The sequence below is a fragment of the Streptomyces sp. NPDC001744 genome (assembly GCF_042892575.1).
Taxonomy (GTDB): domain Bacteria; phylum Actinomycetota; class Actinomycetes; order Streptomycetales; family Streptomycetaceae; genus Streptomyces.
Genome location: NZ_JBIAUG010000003.1, coordinates 354,485 through 370,098, shown reverse-complemented (window position 1 = coordinate 370,098; position 15,614 = coordinate 354,485). Strand labels below are relative to the sequence as shown.

Genomic DNA, 15,614 nt, shown 5'->3' with positions numbered 1-15,614 from the left:
GTCGCCACACCGTAGGAAGCAGCAGGTCAGGGGCGTATGTGGTGGGACACCATAGTTCAAGCCGGGTGGGTGCGCTCGGCCGCCATGCGAGTCCCTCGCGGGTCTTTCGGAGGGCCGGAAGCCGGCCGCCGGGCGCCGCCCCTGTCGCCGATCCCAGGTTGCATCCCGACCCGGGCCATGCGTTGGCTTCTGCGTGTCGGAGGAGTCGACGCGTTCGCCGACGAGGAGGTGGGCGATGACGAAGGTCGGGGTCGTGGGGAGCTTCACCGGACGATCGCCCCCTCGCACCGACCAGAACTCCCGTTGCCGGATCGTGACCACACGGGCCGGGTCTTGTCCGGAAAGCCTGTACGAACGGCCCGACCCGCAAACTACTGTTCGGTAGCGCAAGGGGGGCGGGGGTCGCCGGACGACTCGTGCTTCGGGGACGTCCGGCGGTATGGGGGCTCTTTGATGACGGTCCATCGCGTGGTCCGCGGCCGAACGGCCGTGATCATCATTCTGGCCATGGTGCTCACCATGTCCGGGATGACCTCGCCCGAACTGCTGCGCGGCGTTGCCGCGGCGGTACCGGACGCCGGGTCGGCGGTCACCGGGCCGGAGGGTCCGGAGGGCACGTCGTTCAACCCGAACCAGATCAAGGACATCAAGGCGGCCGACCCCGGCTCCGGGGTGAATCTGATCGAGGCGCCCGCGGCGAACAACAGCGGCGACGCGCGGCTGTCGTACCCGCTGGAGGTACCGAAGGGGCGCGCGGGCCTGGAGCCGAGCCTGGCCCTCGCCTACAACTCGTCGGGGGCGAACGGGTGGCTCGGTGCCGGGTGGGACCTCACCACTCCGATGATCACGGTCGACACGCGGTGGGGCGTGCCGCGCTACGACACCGGCCTCGAGACCGAGACGTACCTGCTCAACGGCGAGCAGCTGACTCCGGTGGCGCACCGGGGCGCATTGCAGGCGCGGACGCCGGAGAAGGTGTTCCACTCCCGGGTGGAAGGCTCGTTCGACCGGATCGTGCGCCACGGCGACAGCCCCGCGAACTACTGGTGGGAGGTCACCGACAAGCAGGGTGTCCGCACGCTCTTCGGCGGCACGGCCGACAGCACGCTGGCCGACGGCAAGGGCCGCGTCGCCACCTGGGCGGCACGGGAGGTCCGTGACGGCAACGACAACGTCCTGCGCTACCGGTACGCCAAGGTGGCCGACGGCGGCACGGTGAACTCCGCGGTGCCGGGCAGCGAGCTGTACCCGCAGAAGATCACCTACACCGGCCGCGGCGACACCGACGGCAAGTACTCGGTGACGTTCGTCCGGGACCGCGAGCGCGGCGAGCCCCGCCGGACGGACGTGCGGATCGACGCCAGGTACGGGTTCAAGAAGGTCACCGCCGACCTGCTGCGGCGCGTCGAGGTCAAGCTGGACGACCGGCTGATCCGCGCCTACGAGCTGAACTACCGGACCGGCGCGTTCGCCAAGACGCTGCTCACCTCGGTGTCGCAGTTCAGCGAGAGCAACCAGCTGTTCAACACCCACACGTTCGACTACTTCGACGACGTGCGCGACCCGTCGGGCAACTACAACGCCTTCGCCGACGCGGCGGGTTGGTCGGTGCCGGACGACGACCTCGGAGTGAACATCCGCGAAGGCGAGGCCAGCACGATCTCGGCGAACACGTCGGCCAACTTCGGCGCGCACCTGTTCGCGGGCTACAACGTGCAGGGGCTGCTGACCAAGGAGGGTTCCGTCGGGCTGAAGGTCGGATTCAGCGCGGGCCAGTCCGACGGCCTGTCGACTCTGGCCGATGTGAACGGCGACAACCTTCCGGACAAGGTGTTCCGCAAGAACAAGGATGTGTTCTACCGGCCCAACCTGGCCGGACCAGGAGGCGAGCCGAAGTTCGGCGACACGCCGATCAAGCTCACCGGCCTTCCGGGGATCTCGACCGAGCGCACGCTGTCCGGCACCATCGGCGTCGAGTCGTACGTCCTCACCACCTCGGCCCAGCTGGACTTCGTGGGCACCACGACCACCTCGGACCGGTTCTTCAGCGACGTCAACGGCGACGGCATCACCGACCTGGTGAACAACGGCGGCGTGCTCTTCGGCTACCTGGACGCCCAGGGGCAACCCGCCTACAGCGCGGACTCCACCCGCACCCCGGTGCCGATCGGGGGCGGCGCGGTGACCGGCGAGATCGTCGGTGATCAGACCGCCCAGTTCAACCAGCAGGTGGACAACTCGCCGCTCCTCGACACGGTGCGCCGCTGGGTCGCGCCGTTCGACGGCACCGTCCGCGTGGACGGCAACGTGCAGCTGACCCAGGACCCCTCGCCGGCGCGGGCGGCCTACACCAAGGCCGACGGCGTGCGGGTCACCATCCAGCACAAGGACGCCGAACTCTGGGCGCAGCGGATCGGCCCCGACGACCACACCGCGTTCACCCCGGGCAATGTGGCGTCGATTCCGGTGAAGAAGGGCGACGCGCTGTACTTCCGCACCCAGTCCATCCTGGACGGCAAGTACGACACCGTGGCGTGGGACCCGGCGATCACCTACACCGACCTGCCGGCCGGCACGGACGTGAACGGGCTGGCGAGCACCGTGTTCCGCGCGTCGGCGGACTTCACCTTCGGCGGCAGGCCGTCGCTGGTGACCGTGCCGGTGAACGGCACGCTGCGGCTCACCGGTGACGTGGTCAAGTCCAAGGCGACCTCGGACGACGTGACCGTCGTGATCGAGAAGGGCAACGGCGTCCACGCCCCCTCGGAGGTGTACCGCAAGGTCCTGCCCGCCGCGTCGACCGGCACCACAGCGATCGACGTGAGCATCCCGGTCAGCATGTTCGAGAAGATGTCGTGGAAGCTGAAGACCGACTCCCCGATCGACCCCTCGGCGGTGAGCTGGGCGCCGAAGGCGCACTACACGGCCGCGCAGGGAGTCGAGTCGGTCGTCGACGCCAAGGGCGATCCCACTCTGGTGATCACCCCGCCGTACGACATGACCATGTTCCCGGCGGACACCCTCACCGCGCCGCAGCAGACCTACAAGGCGACCAAGACCGGCCAGATGAAGGTGCGGCCGAAGATATCCCTCAACTTCGGTCTCCTCGGTGACGCCCCCATCGCGTTCACGGTGAAGAAGCGCGGCGGGCAACTGCTCGGCAAACGGATCTTCAAGGCCAAGGACACCTACTTCGGTGGCCAGAACCTGGACCTGACCGTGCCGGTCACCGCCGGCGACGAGCTCTACATCGACTACTCCACGACGGAGACCGGACTGCTCGGCTCGCTCACCGGCCAGTCCGCGTCGGTCACCTACGACGTGACGTCCAGCTGGCCGGTCTTCACCCCCGCACCCAGCGCCATGCACGGTTCCGTCGGACAGGGTGCCTTCGCCCAGCCCTACCGCGGCTGGGGCGTGATCGGCTACCAGGGCAACCGCGAGCGCGCCACCCAGCCGCTCAGGCAGGCCGAACTCACGCTGGACCAGAGCTTCAAGGACGCGCTTCCCAAGGAGCCCAAGGAGGCGGACGTCCCGGCGTTCACCGCGAACCCCCGGCTCACCATGCCGCGGCTCGCGGTGTTCGCCCCCGTGCCCGCCAAGGGCGGCTGGGCCGCCCAGGACGAGTCCTCCTGGGTCACCGCCACGATGGCGACGAGCTCCCGCCTCGGCGCGGACACCATCGACGTCGTCACCGACGCCGACGTGGCGGGCGACCGGGCGGTGATGCGCCGCGGTGTCACCGGCCAGGTGTCGGCCACGCTCGCGGCCGGCCCGTTCGGCGGCACCGTGGTCGGCGGGATCACCGCGGGCTCGGTCGACTACCTCGACCTCAACGGCGACGGCTACCCCGACGTCGTGGGCGCCAAGGAGATCCAGTTCTCCGACACGACCGGCGCGCTCGGCGCCACGCGCGGCACCCTCGGCGGCAACGTCCGCGAGGCGGACAACGTCTCCGGCAACGTGTCGCTCTCCGCGGGCAGCGAGACCGCCACCATCGCCAGCGCCCTGGGCATGGCCGCACCCGACGCGGGCACCAGCGCCAACACCGCCACCACCGGCTCGGTCCAGCCGTCGCTCGGCATCGGCGGCAGCCTGGGCGGCGGCGAGTCCGACGTCCGCGTCGACCTGCTCGACATCAACGGGGACGGACTGCCGGACAAGGTGTTCTCCAACGGCGACGTCCAGTTGAACCTCGGCTACTCCTTCGCCGCCCGCGAACCCTGGCCGGCCGGAGCGATCAACGACGCGTCCACCCGCAACGCCGGCGTCAACCTCGGGTTCAACGTCGACCGCTACGGCTTCGCCGGCGGGCTGTCCGCCGAGCTGGGCACCTCGTACACCAGCGCGAGCATGACGGACGTCAACGGCGACGGCCTCACCGACCGGGTGTTCACCGACGGAACCAACCCGATCAAGGTCGCGGTCAACACCGGCACCGGCTTCACCGCGCCCGCCCCCTTCCGCGGCAGCTTCCCCCAGATCGCCGTCGACAAGAACGCCAGTCTCGGCGCGGGCGTCTACTTCACCGTCGGCCTGCCCACTCCCGTCGGCGTCTTCGTCTTCAACCCCGGTGCCAACGCGTCCACCGGCATCAGCCGGGCCGAAACCAGCCTGCGGGACGTCAACGGCGACGGCCTGGCCGACCACGTCAAGTCCACCCGGGACGACGAACTCCTGGTCGCGGTCAACAAGGCCGGACGCACCAACCTGCTGCGCTCGGTGTCGCGTCCGATGGGCGCCCAGATCGACCTGGACTACACCCGGTCGGGCAACACCGCCGCCATGCCGGAGAGCCGTTGGGTGCTGTCCCGCACCTCGGTGTTCGACGGGCTCACGGGCGACGGTGCCGACACCCGGCTCACGACCTACCGCTACGAGCAGGGGCGCTACGACCGGCTGGAGCGCGAGTTCCTCGGCTTCGGCCGCGTGGTGACCGAGGACCGCGACACCCGTGCGGACGACACCGTCCGCCGCACGGTGACCGACGAGTACCGCACCGACGGATACGTGAGCCGCGGCCTGCTCGCCCGCACGCTGACCAAGGACGACGCCGGCCGCCCGTACCGCGAGACGCTCCACACCTACCGGCTGCTCGACACCTCCACGGGCGAGGAGGCCGACCCGAAGAGCCGGACCGCCACCGTCTTCCCGCAGCTCACCCGCATCGAGGACAAGTACTACGAAGGCGCGGCCACCGCGGGGAAGTCCACGTTCACCGACCTCTCCTACGACGGGTACGGCAACGTCGTCCGCACCTTCGACGCGGGTGACGAGGGGACCGCGGACGACCTGGAGACCGTTTACGCGTACAGCGGCTCCGACACGCAGTGCCGCGACCGGCACCTCGTCGGCATCGCCGACGCGATACGGCAGAAGGCCGCGGCCACCGGCACACTCCTGCGCCACCGCGAAGCCACCGTCGACTGCGCGACCGGCACCGTGAGCCAGACGCGCGAGTACCTCGACGACGACACCCCGGCCGTCACCGACCTGACGTACCACCCCGACGGGAACCTCAAATCGGTGACCGGTCCGGCCAACGCGAGGGGACAGCGCTACAAGCTGGAGTACGGCTACGACACCACCGTCGGCGTGCACGTCGAGTCCGTCGAGGACAGCTTCGGCTACCGCTCGTCCACGGCGTACAACCTCAAGTACGGCCTGCCCGAGCTGAACACCGACCACAACGGCCAGCCGCTCCGGATGTCCTACGACAGCGTGGGCCGGCTCGACAAGGTGACCGGGCCCTACGAGAAGGACGGCGACCGGGCCACGATCACCTTCGGCTACCACCCCGAGGCGGCCGTCCCGTACGCCACGACCAAGCACCTCGACCGTGCCGCCTCGGGCGTACGCGAGGACACCATCGACACCGTCACCTTCACCGACGGGCTCAAGCGAGTCCTGCAGACCAAGAAGGACGCCTCGGTGTCCGCCTCGCCCGGGGACGCGCCCACCGAGGCCATGACGGTCTCCGGCCGGCTGAAGTTCGACCACCTCGGCCGAGCCGTGGAGAAGTACTACCCGGTGACCGAGGCCAAGGGTGCCGCGAACACCGCGTTCAACGCCTCCTTCGACTCCGTGGCCCCCACGAAGGAAACCTTCGACGTCCTGGACCGGTCGGTCAGGACCGTGCAACCGGACGGCGTCACCACCGGCACCGATTACGGCTTCGGCGAGGACCGGGCGGGCACGACCCGCTTCGAGCGGACGGTGACCGACGGCAACGGCAAGGAGCGCCGCACCTACACCGACGTCCGGGGCGCCACCACCTCGGTGAAGGAGTTCAACGGCTCCTCGACGATCTGGACCGGCTACGCGTACGACCCCATGGGCCAGATCACGACGATCACCGACGACAAGAACAACGTCACGCGCGCCGGCTACGACGCACTGGGACGCCGGATCTCGTTCGACAGCCCGGACGCCGGGCGCTCCGAGACCCGCTACGACCTCGCCGGGAACGTCACCTCGAAGATCACCGCGAACCTGCGGGCAGCGGCCGAGGCCGTCGAGTACGACTACGAGTACTCGCGGTTGAAGGCCATCCGCTACCCGACGTTCCCGGAGAACAACGTCTCCTACGAGTACGGAGCCCCCGGCGCGCCGGACAACGCGGCCTCGCGCGTCACCCAGGTCCACGACGCGGCGGGAACCGTGCGGCGCGCCTACGGGGCGCTGGGCGAGGTGATCGAGGAGACCCGCACGATCACCGCGCTCCGCGACGCACCGCGCACCTACACCACCGCCTGGCGCTACGACGCCTTCAACCGTGTGCTGCGGATGACCTACCCCGACGGCGAGGTCCTGACCTACGACTACGACTCGGGCGGCCAGGTCGGCCGGGCCACCGGATCGAAGAACGGCACCGACTACACGTACCTGGACCGGATCGACTACGACAAGTTCGGCCAGAAGATCCTCCAGCAGACCGGCAACGGGGTCCGCACCACCTACACCTACGACGCCGAGGACCGCCGACTCGCGGCACTGAAGTCCGCGGCACCGGGCGGAACCGCCTTCCAGGACCTGGGCTACACGTACGACAGGATCGGCAACATCACCTCGCTGGCGAACAACGTGCCGCAGGGCGGGGACATCGGAGGGCCGAGCAGCCAGACCTACGGATACGACGACCAGTACCGTCTCACCTCCGCGTCCGGCCGGTACACCGACAAGAACAACGCGGTCAACACGTACACCCTGAGCCTGGGCTACGACTCGATCCACAACACCACGAGCAAGTCGCAGACCCACGAGGTCACCGGCGGCACCCCGGCCTTCCCCGTCGGAGGCGGCGCGGCCGGACCGATCGAACCGGTCGACGACCCGTCCAACCCGATCGACGTCCAGGACCGGACCACCTACGCGTACGGGTACGCGTACGACGGCACCCGTCCGCACGCCCCGACCGAGGTCGGTCCGGTCGGCCACGCCTACGACGCCAACGGCAACCTGACCGGCACGGTCAACACGGCCGCCGCCGACAAGCGCCGGCAGTACGTCTGGGACGAGGAGAACCGCCTCGTCTGCACCCAGGACACGGCGACCGGCACCCTCACGCAGGACCCGAGCGGCTGCGCCGGCGCCACCGTCTCCTACGTCTACGACGACAAGGGCGACCGGGTCGTCAAGCGCAGCGACGACGGGCTCTCGCTCTACCCGAACCGCTACTACAGCGAACGCGACACCACCGGCTACAAGCACGTCTTCGTCGGCGACAGCCGTGTCACGACCAAGACCGTCGCCACCACCGGCCCCGAGGACGCTCAGCAGTTCTTCCACGCCGACCACATCGGCTCCTCCGGCTACGTCACCGACAAGCAGGGCAAGGTCACCGAGCACCTGGAGTACTTCCCGTACGGGGAGACCTGGGTGGAGGAACGGACCGGACAGGCGGACACGCCCTACCAGTTCACCGGCAAGGAACTCGACGCGGAGACCGGGCTCTACTACTACGGAGCCCGCTACTACAACCCACGGACCCAGCTCTGGGCGAGCACCGACCCGGCGCTGCCCGACTACCTCGACGGCGACATGGCGGGCGGCATCGCCGAGCCGCGCAACCTCGCCGCCTACACCTACACCCACAACAACCCGGTCAAGCTCACCGACCCGACCGGCAAGTGGCCGAAGATGCCGTCCTGGAAGACGATCGGCCACACCTCGCTCGACGTCGTCGGCATGGTCCCGGTCGTCGGCGAGGCCGCCGACCTGGCCAACGCCGGCTGGTACGCCGCGGAAGGCGACTACGTCAACGCCGGCCTCTCCGCCGCCTCGGCCATCCCGGGCGCGGGCTACGCGGCGAACGCCGCCAAGTACGGCAACAAGGCACTCGACGCCACACAAGCCGCCAAGACCGCCAACAACGCCGGCGACGCGGCGACGACGGCCAAGGCCGCCGACACCGCACCCGTACCGAAGGCGGCGGACAGCCAGCCCGCACCGAAACCGGCCGACAGCGGGGCAGGGAGCTGCGGTACAGGCAACAGCTTCACCCCGGACACCAGGGTTGTGATGGCCGGCGGCAATGACAGAGCCATAGAGCAGGTGCGCACCGGCGACGAGGTCATCGCCACCGACCCGGTGACCGGGAAAACCGGCCCACGCACGGTCACCGCGCTCATCACCGGTGAGGGCGAGAAGAACCTGGTCGAGGTCACCGTCATCAACCCCGGCGGAGATTCGGGCAAAGTCGTCGCGACGGACAATCACCCGTTCTGGGCGCCCGAGCTCGGCAAGTGGGTCTATGCCAAGGAGATCGTTCCCGGAACGCTTCTGCAGACCGGCAACGGCTCCTACGTCCAGGTGAGCGCCGTCCGCGCGTGGACCCAGCACAAGCGGGTCCATAACCTTACGGTCGACGATCTGCACACGTACTATGTGCTGGCGGGGGCTACGCCGGTACTTGTTCACAACTGTGGCGATCAGGTGTATAAGGCGGGTGGAAAGCACGGTTCTGAGGCGCGAGGCAGTTCCCGTGGTGAAAATAGCGCTGAGCCTCGGGACGGGCAGGGAGCGCTGGACAACTCGGTTCAGATCAAGCCCACTTCTCCACGCCGGGTCGGGGTTGACCCTTCCAATGGAGACACTGTGATTCTGGACCGAACCGGCGAAGTCCCCTGCGGCTGTACTAGGCCTGATGGAACTAACGAGATTTACCACGGGCACGTTCGAACCGATGTGGCTACGGAACCAGGTATGGCAAAAGCGCAGACCGCCCTACGCAAGGGCATCAAGGCAGGGCGGATCAAGGTGCCGTGATGAATCACGAACAAGAGGAGCTGGAGGATTGGCGGGCAGCCATGGTGTCTGACCTTGAGGGCTCGGACACCAGGCTGGCCACCACGGCCCTGCTGGCGTTGACGTATGACGATCCAGACCGTAGGGCGGTTGAAGTCATATTGCTCCGTCAGATTTCCCCTGAAGCTGACGATCAAGTCAGGGCTCTGGCTGTAACTTGCATGGGGCACATCGGAAGAATTCATCAAGCGGTGAGTGCCGATGTAGTCGATTGCCTCGAAGGATTGCTCGACGATCCCATATTGGGGGGTCGTGCAGAGGATGCACTCGACGACATCAGGTCTTTCGTGCGTGGCGCGTCGGATCTTTAACGGTCCCAGGCCGTGGGCTGTTTCCGACCTGCCGGCGGTGTCCGTCACTTGGGCAGCTCCGCAGCGCGATGAAGCTCCTGGCAGGAGGTGTCACGGCCAAGTTCCACCAAGCCCCGCCAGGAGCTTCGCGTGTTTGTCCACCCGTCGTCGATTGATCTGTCCAGCCGCACCCTGTGCTATTCGAGCGCTCGACTGCGTGCCCGGCGGCGGGAGGCCGGAACGCGCCGGCGGCGTCTGCCCACGGACCGACAGGCCCTGCTCGCCTGCGATGCGGCGGTACCTGTGCCCGGCTCGCCGCCGGGTTCCGCATCGGCATCGCGACCGTCTATCGCCGCGTACGCGAGGTCATCGACGTCCTGGCCGCCCTCGCCCCGACCCTGACCGAGGCGATGAAGACCATCCGGACCAAGGCGTTCGTGATCCTGGACGGCACCCTCCTGCCGATCGGCCGGATCGCCGCCGGCATCCCGTACTGCTCCGGGAAACACAAGCGCCACGGCATGAACGTCCAAGTCCTCACCGATCCGTTCGGACGGCTGCCGCGGACGTCACCCGCCCTGCCCGGTTCCGTCCACGGTCCGACCGCCGCACGGACCCACGGGGTCATCGACGCGCTCGCCGCGGCCGAGCCGAAGTGCTGGGCGGACAAGGCGTACCAGGGAGTCGGCCACCCCGTCCGCGCCCCGTTCCGAGGCCGTCGCCTCACGTGGTGGCAGCGTCGGCACAACAGCAGGCACGCCAAGATCCGCTGCCTCGGCGAGCAGGCCATGGCCCCTCTGAAGGGGCGGCGCCTTCTGCGGAAGCTCCGCTGCGGCACCAATCGCATCACCGCGATCGTCCAGGCCGTTCTCGTCTCTCACCACGCGTCAGCGTGAGGTGGGAAAAGGCTCAGTTCCACGGTTTCCATCCCGGCCGCCGGCGCCCTGCGCCCGCTGAGCGCCCCGGACGCAGTGGGGCTGGATGAGGACGACTCGTCGGCTTGAGGTTTGTTACTGGGCGGTGTAGCCGCCGTCGACGGGGAGCGCGATGCCGGTGACGTAGCTGGCACCGTCGCTGCACAGCCACAGGACGGCCTGGGCGATCTCGTCGGCGGTGCCGAGCCGGTCGATGGCCTGGCCGGCTTCGGCCTGACCGCGGTCGAGTTCGCCCTTGGCGACCATGGTGTCGACCATGGGGGTGGCGATGGTGCCGGGGCAGACGGCGTTGATACGGACGCCACGGGAGCCGTATTCGAGGGCGGCGCTCTTGGTCATCCCGATCACGCCGTGCTTGGTGGCGTGGTAGGCGGCGCGCCCGGGGTTGCCGACGAGGCCGCCGAGGGAGGAGCAGTTGACGATGGTGCCGCTGCCCTGGTCCCGCATGTGGCGCAGTTCGTGCTTCATGCTCGCCCAGATGCCGCGCAGGTTGATGCTCTGGACACGGTCGAACTGTTCGGCGCTCTCGTCGGCGGCGTCGGTGGGCGGGGGCATGATCCCGGCGTTGTTGTAAGCCATGTCGAGCCGTCCGAAGGCTCCCGCGGTGCGGTCGACGGCGGTGGCGACCTGGTCCTCGTCGGTGACGTCGCAGACCAGGGCGAGGGCCTTGTGGCCGGCGTCGGTGAGTTCCTTCGCCGCCGTGGTGACGGCCGCCTCGTCGATGTCGGCGAGGCCGACTGCGGCGCCGGCTTCGGCGAAGGCGCGGGCGGCGGCCAGTCCCATGCCGGAGGAGGCGCCGGTGACGAAGGCGACCTGGCCGGTGAAGTCGTAGGAGGGGTTCATGTCGTGCTGCTCCCGTCGAGAGGTGGGGGTGGGGGCGGACGGTGACGTGGGTTCAGTGGGGGGAGGACACCGGCGCCCTCCCGTCGCCTTGCACGGGGACCGGGGTGGTGCGCCGGGCGACAATCCGGGCCTGGCGCCGGGTGCCGGTGAGGGCGAGGGCGATGAGCGGCAGGAGGGTGAAGGTGGCGGAGACGGCGCCGACCAGGACCGGTCCGCTCAGGCCGAGGGAGGAGTCCAGGGCCGTTGCGGCGAGGGCGGAGCCGGCGGCGATGCCGGTGTTGTAGGCGGAGGTGGTCAGCGCCGAGGCGAGGGTGGGGGCGTCGCCGGCGAAGCGGACGGCGAGGGAGGTGACGACGGGGTTGACGGTGAACCCGGCCAGAGCCATGAGGAAGACCAGGGCGACGGCGGTGACGGGCCCGGTCGACAGCGGGATCAGCAGGAAGAGGGCCAGGGCGGTCACGGTGGCGGCGGTGATGGTGGTGGCCATGGGGCGGCGGTCGCCGAGCCGGCCGCCGATCGCGGTGCCGCCCAGGGCGCCGAGCCCGAAGACGATCAGGACCAGCGGGACGGCCCCGGCCGGAACACCGGCGCGGTCGGTCAGCAGCGGGGCGATGTAGGTGTAGGTGGCCAGGACCCCGCCCATGATCAGGACGGCGGTGGCCAGGGCCAGCCACAGCCGGCCCTGCCGCAGGGCGCGGACCTCGGCCCGCACCGACACCTCGGCGCGCTGCTGCGTGGCGGGGAGGAAGCGGCCGACGAACACGGCCGCGAGGGCGGCAAGGACGGCAAGGGCCCAGAAGGGACCGCGCCAGCCGGTGTACTGGCCGACGAGGGAGCCGATCGGCACGCCGATCACGTTGGCCAGGGTCAGGCCGCCCATCATGACGCCCACGGCCCGGGTGGCGCGGGCAGGGCCGGCGGCGGCGGTGACGATGACGAAGCCGACGGCCCAGAACGCGCCGGTGGCCAGCGCGGTGATCACCCGGGCGGCCAGGACGACGGTGAAGGAGGAGCTGAGCGCGGCGACGACGTGCCCGAGGGCGAAGACCGTCAGGGCCGCGACGAGGGTCAGGCGGTGGGGCAGGCGCAGCGTGGCCAGGGCCATGGTCGGCCCACCGACGATCATGCCGATCGCGAAGGCGGTGATCAGCAGGCCGGCGTGGGAGACGCCGGTGCCGAGATCGCCGGCGATCTGCGGGAGCAGTCCGGCGATGACGAACTCGGTGGTGCCCATCAGGAACGTGCCGGCGGCGAGCACCCACACGACGAGGGGCAGCTTGCCCGCTGGGGTGTCGGCTGCGGAAGGCATAGGGGTGCTTCTCTTCCTCAAGGGGGTCAGGAGGTGGCTTCGACGGTGATGCGGGTGGCCCGGCCGAGCTGGTCGGCTTGGACATCGAGGTGGCCGAGGACGAGCAGGTCGGCGGAAGGCGCGGGCCCGTCCCTGTAGAAGAGGGCCAGGTTGCCCCAGGGGGCGTAGTAGGCGATGTCGCCGGCCTTGGCCGCGGCCGGTTCGGGGGCGCCGGAGGTGTCCAGCTTGCGTGGCAGGCCGGCGACCCGCTCCGTGCTGTGGAAGTCCTCCAGGTCCAGGGTGAGCGGCAGCAGCTCGGTGAAGTCGCGGGCGGCGGGGCTGGTGTTCAAGGTGGCCTCGACGTCACGGCCGTCGAGGGTGACCCTGACCTTCGTCTCCATGGGGGTGCTCCTCGGGGAGGGGGATGGCGGGGTGGAGGCCGTCGTCTGCTGCCCCGCGGACGCCGGCGCCGTGCCGGCCGGGGCGTGCTCCTGGGTGTTGCCGGAGCAGGCGGTCACGGCCATCAGCAGGGCGGCTGCCGACGCGGAGCGGACCGGAGCACGGCGGATCGCAGGGTTCACGAGCAGGTCCCGAGACGCGTCACGCGGGCATGGGCTCGGCGTAGTGCCGGAAGGCGCCGCGGTCGGTGTGGATGGCGTACAGGCGCTCGGCCAGCGCCTTCGGGCTGGAGTGTTCGGCGTCGGGGCGGATCGCGCCGGGGACGATCAGCTGGGCGGCGTGGATGTTCTGCGGCGCGAGGGCGTCGTGGAGCATCGCCGCGTACGCGCTCTCGGCGGCGAACGCGACCGAGGCGCCGGCCACCTGGGGGTTCGGGCGTACGGCGCTTCCGCCGTTGACGAACAGCGGCGTGCCCCGGCCCAGCTTCCGCATCCCGGGCAGGACGGCCTGCACGCAGGTCACCGGACCCCTGACGGAGAAGGCCAGCGGGTCCTCCAGGTCGGCGGCGGTCGTTTGCAGGACCGGCTTCATGAAGTCGCCGCGGGGCACGGGGCTGAACTGGAGGATCTCGATCGGCCCCAGCTCCTTGGCCGCCGTGTCCAAGGCCGCAGCAAGGGAGGAAGGGGCGAGGACGTCGGCGCTGAAGCCGCGCGCCCGGATGCCGTCACCGCCCGGGTCGTCCGCGAGGGTGTTCAGACCATCCGCGTTGCGGGAGATGAGGGCGACGTGGTGGCCTGCCGCGCCGAACCGGCGGGCGGCGGCCAGCTCCAGTCCGGGGCCGGCACCAACCAGGGCGAACGTGGTCACGATGAGCCTTTCGACGTGTGGACGGGGTGCGGAAGCAGGGGCCGGGCCGTCGCGGTGTCAGTCGGCGGCCGGGGCGGCGGTGTATTCGTCGCCGGTGACGGGCTCCAGCCAGTGCACGACGTCGTGGTCGTGATCGCCCTCGTTGATGGCCACGTGGACCATCAGCCGGTTCGGCGCCGCGCCGTGCCAGTGCTCCTCGTCGGCCTCGAACAGCACGCGGTCGCCGGGCCGGATGACCTCGACCGGGCCGCCCCGGCGCTGGCACAGGCCGACGCCTTCAGTGACGAAGACGGTCTGCCCCAGCGGGTGGCGGTGCCAGTGGGTGCGCGCCCCGGGCATGAAGTGCACCAGGCTGGCGGTGACCCGGGACGGGGCCGGAGCGGCGGCGACGGGGTCGATGTAGACGTCGCCGGTGAACCAGTCGGCCGGGCCCTTGACGGTGTCGATCGAGCTGCGGGTGATCTGCACGGTCGCTCCTTGTGCGAGCGGGTGGGGGTCAGGGCGTGAGGAGGGTCTTGACGGCGCGGCGCTCGTCCATCGCCTGGTAGCCCTCGGCGACCTGCTCCAGGGGCAGGGTGAGGTCGAAGACCTTCCCCGGGTCGATCCGGCCCGTCAGGACGCGGTCGATGAGGTCGGGCAGGTAGCGGCGTACGGGGGCGGGGCCGCCGCGCAGGCCGACGTGGGAGAAGAACAGCTCCTGCCCGTCGACGGCGACGTCGTGGGGGACGCCGACGAAGCCGACGTTGCCGCCGGGCCGGGCGGAGCGCAGGGCCTGGCTCATGGCCTGGGCGGTGCCGACGCACTCCAGTACGGAGTCGGCGCCGATGCCGCCGGTCATCTCCTTGATCCGGGCCACGCCTTCCTCGCCGCGTTCGGTGACGATGTCGGTGGCCCCGAACTCCCGGGCGAGCTTCTGCCGGGACGCGTGGCGGGACATCGCGATGATCCGTTCCGCGCCCATCTCCTTCGCCGCGATCACACCGCACAGACCGACCGCGCCGTCTCCCACGACCACGGCGGTCGAGCCGGGCCTCACCTCGGCGGCGTCGGCGGCCCACCAGCCGGTGCCCATCACGTCGGACACGGCCAGCAGACCCGGCCAGAACTCCTCGCCCGGCACGTCGTCGGTGGCGACCAGGGTGCCCTGGGCGTGGGGGATGCGCACGTAGTCCGCCTGGCAGGTGGACATGAACTCGCGGTGCAGGCAGTTCGACTGGAAGCCGTTGCGACAGTTCGCGCAGGTGTTGTCCGAGGTGGCGAAGGAGCCGACGACGAACTGGCCCGGCTTGACCGAGGTGACCCCGGAGCCGACCTCCTCCACGAAGCCGACGTACTCGTGGCCCATCGGGTGCGGGTCGCCGACCGGCTCGGCGCCGCGGTAGGGCCACAGGTCGGAGCCGCACACGCAGGTCACCGCCGTACGGATGATCGCATCGGTGGGGTGAAGCAGCTTCGGGTCGTCCAGGGACTCGAAGCGGACATCGCCGGGGGCGTGAATGACTGCGCCGCGCATGAGAGAACTTCCTTCGCGTGCCGAGGCGTGCGAACCCGGATGCCGGGTCGTCGCCGAATGCAGGGCCAGGTGCAAGACCCGTCATGACGACCGGGCGAAAAGCACCACGTCATCCAGGTAACCCGCTCTTCGCGCGGGGAGCGAGACACCATCAAGGGGTGTACCACCAGTAC

At 69.9% G+C, this 15,614-nt stretch carries 8 protein-coding genes and 1 pseudogene; 3 read left to right on the top strand and 6 right to left on the bottom strand.

Features of this window, described 5'->3' with window-relative positions; genetic code table 11:
- The first annotated feature begins 489 nt into the window (after positions 1-489).
- From ACFYZY_RS06055 to ACFYZY_RS06045, 3 genes and pseudogenes are all read left to right on the top strand, one after another.
- Positions 490-9,267, top strand: a complete 8,778-nt coding sequence (locus tag ACFYZY_RS06055; RefSeq protein WP_388689937.1) for a SpvB/TcaC N-terminal domain-containing protein — start codon at positions 490-492, stop codon at positions 9,265-9,267.
- Entirely contained in the window at positions 9,267-9,617 is a 351-nt protein-coding gene (locus ACFYZY_RS06050) for a hypothetical protein (protein ID WP_388689936.1), read from the top strand. The genes ACFYZY_RS06055 and ACFYZY_RS06050 overlap by 1 nt, the downstream gene beginning before the upstream one ends.
- 129 nt (positions 9,618-9,746) lie before the next feature.
- Positions 9,747-10,492 (top strand): annotated as a pseudogene (locus ACFYZY_RS06045) (transposase family protein).
- A gap of 114 nt (positions 10,493-10,606) precedes the next feature.
- Here the strand turns inward: ACFYZY_RS06045 and ACFYZY_RS06040 are convergent.
- From ACFYZY_RS06040 to ACFYZY_RS06015, 6 genes are read right to left on the bottom strand one after another with little or no spacing between them, the layout of a single operon-like run.
- Positions 10,607-11,374 carry an SDR family NAD(P)-dependent oxidoreductase gene (locus tag ACFYZY_RS06040; RefSeq protein WP_388689934.1) on the bottom strand — a complete coding sequence of 256 codons (768 nt, stop codon included), beginning with the start codon at positions 11,372-11,374 and terminating at the stop codon, positions 10,607-10,609.
- Between the two features lie 52 nt (positions 11,375-11,426).
- Positions 11,427-12,683, bottom strand: coding sequence for an MFS transporter (locus tag ACFYZY_RS06035; RefSeq protein ID WP_388689932.1), 1,257 nt, complete (start codon positions 12,681-12,683; stop codon positions 11,427-11,429).
- A gap of 26 nt (positions 12,684-12,709) precedes the next feature.
- Positions 12,710-13,243 carry a cyclophilin-like fold protein gene (locus ACFYZY_RS06030; protein WP_388689930.1) on the bottom strand — a complete coding sequence of 178 codons (534 nt, stop codon included), beginning with the start codon at positions 13,241-13,243 and terminating at the stop codon, positions 12,710-12,712.
- A 19-nt stretch (positions 13,244-13,262) separates the two neighbouring features.
- Positions 13,263-13,928 (bottom strand): SDR family NAD(P)-dependent oxidoreductase, encoded by a 666-nt coding sequence (locus tag ACFYZY_RS06025; protein ID WP_388689928.1) that lies wholly within the window; start codon positions 13,926-13,928, stop codon positions 13,263-13,265.
- 57 nt (positions 13,929-13,985) lie between these two features.
- Positions 13,986-14,396 carry a cupin domain-containing protein gene (locus tag ACFYZY_RS06020; protein WP_388689926.1) on the bottom strand — a complete coding sequence of 137 codons (411 nt, stop codon included), beginning with the start codon at positions 14,394-14,396 and terminating at the stop codon, positions 13,986-13,988.
- A 28-nt stretch (positions 14,397-14,424) separates the two neighbouring features.
- The gene (locus ACFYZY_RS06015) at positions 14,425-15,441 is read right to left on the bottom strand and encodes a zinc-dependent alcohol dehydrogenase family protein (protein WP_388689924.1); all 1,017 of its coding nucleotides are present in this window, start codon (positions 15,439-15,441) and stop codon (positions 14,425-14,427) included.
- Between the last annotated feature and the right edge of the window lie 173 nt (positions 15,442-15,614).

Coding starts and splice junctions, on each gene's coding strand:
- ACFYZY_RS06050 (WP_388689936.1), top strand. CDS start 9,267: ATGAATCACGAACAAGAGGAGCTGGAGGATTGGCGGGCAGCCATGGTG.
- ACFYZY_RS06015 (WP_388689924.1), bottom strand. CDS start 15,441: ATGCGCGGCGCAGTCATTCACGCCCCCGGCGATGTCCGCTTCGAGTCC.
- ACFYZY_RS06035 (WP_388689932.1), bottom strand. CDS start 12,683: ATGCCTTCCGCAGCCGACACCCCAGCGGGCAAGCTGCCCCTCGTCGTG.
- ACFYZY_RS06040 (WP_388689934.1), bottom strand. CDS start 11,374: ATGAACCCCTCCTACGACTTCACCGGCCAGGTCGCCTTCGTCACCGGC.